Source organism: Mycobacterium sp., from assembly GCF_032162605.1.
GTDB lineage: Bacteria > Actinomycetota > Actinomycetes > Mycobacteriales > Mycobacteriaceae > Mycobacterium.
This window is the reverse complement of record NZ_JAVROT010000202.1, coordinates 1-4,884: the sequence shown is the minus strand read 5'-3', so window position 1 is coordinate 4,884 and position 4,884 is coordinate 1. Positions and strand designations below refer to the sequence as shown.

Sequence of the window (4,884 nt, the reverse complement as noted above, 5' to 3'; positions counted from 1 at the left end):
GGAACTTCCCGCAGGCGTTCACCCACCTGGCCATGATCAACGCGGTCGTGCACGTCATCCGCGCCGAGGAGGAGTCCGACAGCGCAGGAGTCTTTCAGCCTGCCAACGCGCCGATGTAGGTCCGGCGCTGGGGTCCCCCGCTTACGGGGGACAGCGGAGCGACCCGGGGAAATCGAATCCGTCAGCCGCCGAGGGCGTCCAGCATCGACTCCGCCGAGGCGGACTCGCCGTGCCATGCCAGGTGGAAGTCGACTTCGATGGGTGCGCGGACGGCCAGCGCGACCGGCGTGAGTCGGTTGTTGACCTCGTCGCGCGCGACGCCGGTGACCACGCGGCCCCCGGGCCCGGCGGCCGTGGCCGTCACGGTGAGGGACCGACTGCCAGCACGCGGCCGCACGTAGAACTCGCCGCCCGGCTCGCACGTGAGCATTTCCACACCGTCGGCGTCGACCACCGTGCCCTCGGAGACTGACAGGGCCGCAACATGATCGGCGTGCAAGCGGAACGGACCGACGTGCTCGGCGTCGACTTCGGCGTGCACCGCAGACAGTTCCGGGGGCGCGGCTTGCCGACGGGCCCGTTGCGCTCCTGCGAGCAGATGGCGATAGAGGTGGACGATGCGGTCTGAGTTGCCGTAATGCCCCGACCCCTCCAGCCAGAACTGAACGTCGCCCAACGCAATCCCGTCAGTCGTGTCGACGACAAGCCGGTAGTACCGGTAGCCGAGCCCCCGACGCCCCGGGCGGTTCTGCGACATGGTGCTCCCCAATCCGAGCACCTTGCGGTAGCGACCCGGACCGGTTACCGCCAGGCCCGACCCCGCGACGTCGCGCCAATTCACCCCGTCCGAAGACTTCTGCAGTATCACCGAGGTGGCCGAGCCGGAGTCGACGTCGACGGTGAACCCACCGAGTTGCGGGGCACCGTCGAACTCGAACGAGATGGATCCCGTGCCACGCACCGTCGACACGGGTTCGTTGCGCGCACGGTCGTCCAGTTGAAGGTCGTTGGTGAAGAACCAGATCGCGGCCTGCGTCGCGGCTATCGCCTCGTGCTCGGCCACGTTCGCCGACTTCAGCGGATAACCCGCAGCACGAAGCCGCCTACTCAGTTCCGCGGTGCCGACGGTGGGAAATGAGTTGCGCAGAATCCAGTCGACCTCCGCTTCGTGAGCACGCGTACGCAAGTGGGGCACTGCCGACCACGTCGCGACCCGGTAGTGCGATGGCCGCGTCGGCGAAATCCCGCTGAAGTCAAGCGAATACGCCTCGACGTTCGGATTCAACCTGATGAGGTCGGTGCGTGCGGCGGTACCGTCCGTGAACACGATGGTGTCCACGGTGTGTGAGTAGGTGCCGCCGCGGTACCGGGTGAGGCGGGCGAGCTCGGTTCCGCCGGGGCGCTCCCGGCGGCGGACAGCGAGCGGCACGCGGGGGCGCAGGGTGAGGATGGTCATCGTTGACTTTCTGCAGACTGGCCGCGCGAGCGCACCGCGAAAGGGGTGCGCGTCGACGCTGGGGAAATGCGGCGTCAGAGAATCAACAACAACAACACGACAACGGGACCAAGCAGCGCGCGAGACCAAGGCGCGGCGACTGGGCGAACCGTTGCATGCGCAATACCATACGGCACGCCGTCGAATTTACTCCATGGGTTTCGCTCGCAGTGCTTGTTAGTCCTGCCCATCGGCGCTGGAAGTCCTATGGTTGACGGGCATCTTCAGCCTCGAGGGAGTACTCATGACGTCGGCTCAGAACGAATCGCAGGCACTCGGCGATCTCGCCGCACGGCAACTTGCCAACGCCACCAAGACCGTTCCCCAGCTGTCCACCATCACGCCGCGATTCCTGCTCCACCTGCTGAGCTGGGTACCGGTCGAGGCAGGCATCTACCGGGTCAACCGGGTGGTCAATCCCGATCAGGTCGCGATTCACGCCGAGGAGGGCTCCGGCACCGAGGAACCGCTACCGCAGACCTACGTCGACTACGAGACCAGCCCACGCGAATACACGCTGCGTTCGATCTCCACGCTGCTGGACGTGCACACGCGGGTATCCGATCTGTACTCCAGCCCGCACGACCAGGTCGCGCAGCAGCTGCGGCTGACCATCGAGACCATCAAGGAGCGTCAGGAATTCGAGCTCGTCAACAATCCCGAGTACGGCTTGTTGGCACAGGTGACGCCGGAGCAGACGATCCAGACCCTCGGCGGCCCACCGACGCCCGACGACCTCGACTCGCTGATCACCAAGGTGTGGAAGACGCCCGGCTTCCTGCTCACCCACCCGCTCGGCGTCGCGGCGTTCGGCCGTGAAGCCACCCGACGTGGCGTTCCGCCCGTGGTGGTCAGCCTCTTCGGCGCCCAGTTCATCACGTGGCGCGGAATTCCGATCGTGCCGTCGGACAAGGTGCCCGTAGAAGACGGCAAGACCAAGTTCGTCCTGGTTCGCACCGGCGAGGAACGCCAAGGCGTCGTGGGCCTCTTCCAGCCTGGCCTGGTCGGCGAGCAGGCCCCGGGGCTGTCGGTCCGGTTCACCGGCATCAACCGGTCGGCCATCGCGTCGTACCTCGTCACGCTGTACTCGTCGCTCGCGGTCCTGACCGACGACGCCCTAGCGGTGCTCGAGGACGTGGCCGTGGACCACTTCCATGAGTACAAGTGAGTACCCGGGCGAGCGAAGCGACGGGAGAGAGGTTCCGGGCGAGCGAAGCGACGGGAGAGAGGTTCGGGGCGAGCGAAGCGACGGGAAAGAGTATCGGGGTGAGCGAAGCGACGGGAAAGAGGTTCGGGGCGAGCGAAGCGACGGGAAAGAGTATCGGGGCGAGCGAAGCGACGGGAAAGAGTATCGGTCGCTAGACGCCGAAGGGGACTTGCCGATCAGCAAGGCTGAACTCGCCGCCTTGGCCAGTCAATTGTTCGCCCAGAGCCTTCGTCCTGGCCCGGACGGACCTCCCGGCCTCGCCCCGCCCGCTCCTCGCGGATCGGTGCCCGACACCACCTCGGCCGCGAGTGTGGCGACGGCTGCTCCCCACGCCGCCTACACACCGACGCCGCCCGTGCTCCCGTCATCTGACGTCTACGTACCTGCGCCGACGTCACCCAAACCGGACGGTGTGCCCCAGACCGTGCCGGTAGCGCCCCGCGGTAACGCGCCGGATCCGACGGCGCCGACGTCGGCGGGCTACACGGCCGCAGGCGTACTGGATCCCTTCGCAGTGCCGACTTCCGGGCTCGTGTCGACCGTCCCCGGCGTACTCGCAGGCAGGTCGGTCGCGGCTCCCCCGGGGCCTCGCGGGTCGGCTCCGGGCTGGCCGTCGGGCACGCCGACCATCCCAGACCTGGGCTGGTCCGCGCCTGACGCAGCATCGGGAGACGAGGCGAACTACTACTTCCTGACGCCGGTCGAGCAGCCGACGGCTCCACCCGCGCCGCCCGGCGACCACGAGGTGTTCGACGTCGCGACACTGCGGGCAGACTTTCCAATCCTGCGCGAGACCGTGAACGGCAAGCCGCTGATCTGGTTCGACAACGCCGCGACCACACAGAAGCCGCAAGCGGTGATCGACCGGCTCTCGTACTTCTACGCCCACGAGAACTCAAACATCCACCGGGCCGCACATGAGCTGGCGGCGCGGGCCACCGACGCCTACGAGGACGCCCGGGATACGGTGCGGCGCTTCATCGGTGCGTCGAAGAGCGAGGAGATCATCTTCGTCCGCGGCACGACCGAGGCGATCAACCTCGTCGCCTACGCGTGGGGCGGCAAGCACCTCGGGCCCGGCGACGAGATCGTCATCACCCATCTCGAACACCACGCGAACATCGTGCCGTGGCAGCTGCTTTCGCAGCACACCGGCGCCGTGCTGAAGGTCGCGCCCGTCGATGACGCGGGCAACCTGCTGATGTCCGAGTTCGAGGATCTGCTCGGCCCGCGCACGAAACTCGTTTCGGCCACCCACGTCTCGAACGCACTTGGCACGGTGACGCCCGCGCACCAGATCGTGGAACTCGCCCATCGGTACGGGGCGCGGGTGTTGATAGACGGCGCCCAGTCGATCCCGCACGTGCCGATCGACGTGCAGGCCCTCGGCGCCGACTTCTTCGTGTTCTCCGGCCACAAGATCGTCGGCCCCACCGGTATCGGCGTGCTGTACGGCACGGAGGACGCGCTGGCCGAGACGCCGCCGTGGCAGGGCGGCGGCAACATGATCGCCGACGTGACCCTGGAGCGCTCGTTGTATCAGGGCCCACCGAACAAGTTCGAGGCGGGCACCGGCAACATCGCCGACGCCGTGGGCCTGGGGGAGGCCCTGCGCTACGTCGAACGCATTGGCATCGAACGCATCTCGGCGTACGAACACTCCCTGCTCGAATACGCCACGCCGAGGCTGGCAGACATCCCCGGTGTCCGACTGGTCGGGACGGCGGACGAGAAGGCCAGTGTGCTGTCGTTCGTGCTGGCCGGGCACGAGCCCCTCGAGGTCGGCAAGGCGTTGAATGCCGAGGGCATCGCCGTGCGGGCCGGACACCATTGCGCGCAGCCAATTCTGCGGCGGCTAGGGCTCGAAGCCACGGTGCGGCCGTCGTTCGCCTTCTACAACACGTTCGACGAGATCGACGTCTTCCTCAAGGCGGTGCGGCGCATCGCCGAAGGCGGGCGCGCGGTCTGAACCATCGAGCAGGTCGGCAACCAAGTCGACTCAACTATCGCCGGGACCACTCCTCAGCGAGCAGCTGATAGGAACGCACCCGGTCGCGGTGCTCGTGGGTGATCGTAGTGATGATCAGTTCATCGGCCGCGGTGGCGTCGCGCAGCCGCTCGAGCTCGTCGGCGACCTGCGCCGGAGCTCCGACGAACTGGGTCGCGAGCCGATCCGAGACCA

The 4,884-nt window shown here is 67.3% G+C and carries 3 protein-coding genes; 2 read left to right on the top strand and 1 reads right to left on the bottom strand.

Annotated features, from left to right (window positions below):
* Nucleotides 1-181: 181 nt before the first annotated feature.
* The gene (locus QOI01_RS12670) at nt 182-1,456 is read right to left on the bottom strand and encodes a thioester domain-containing protein (protein ID WP_526381383.1); all 1,275 of its coding nucleotides are present in this window, start codon (nt 1,454-1,456) and stop codon (nt 182-184) included.
* Nucleotides 1,457-1,739: 283 nt separating this feature from the next.
* Here QOI01_RS12670 and QOI01_RS12665 point away from each other — a divergent pair, with 283 nt between their 5' ends.
* Both QOI01_RS12665 and QOI01_RS12660 read left to right on the top strand, forming a co-directional pair.
* Nucleotides 1,740-2,663, top strand: coding sequence for a family 2A encapsulin nanocompartment shell protein (locus QOI01_RS12665; protein WP_526381381.1), 924 nt, complete (start codon nt 1,740-1,742; stop codon nt 2,661-2,663).
* A gap of 208 nt (nt 2,664-2,871) precedes the next feature.
* Nucleotides 2,872-4,671 (top strand): family 2A encapsulin nanocompartment cargo protein cysteine desulfurase, encoded by a 1,800-nt coding sequence (locus QOI01_RS12660; protein WP_526381379.1) that lies wholly within the window; start codon nt 2,872-2,874, stop codon nt 4,669-4,671.
* Nucleotides 4,672-4,884 lie beyond the last annotated feature (213 nt).

Excerpts from the sequence above, each read along its gene's own strand:
- QOI01_RS12665 (WP_526381381.1), top strand. The coding sequence starts at position 1,740 with ATGACGTCGGCTCAGAACGAATCGCAGGCACTCGGCGATCTCGCCGCA.
- QOI01_RS12670 (WP_526381383.1), bottom strand. The coding sequence starts at position 1,456 with ATGACCATCCTCACCCTGCGCCCCCGCGTGCCGCTCGCTGTCCGCCGC.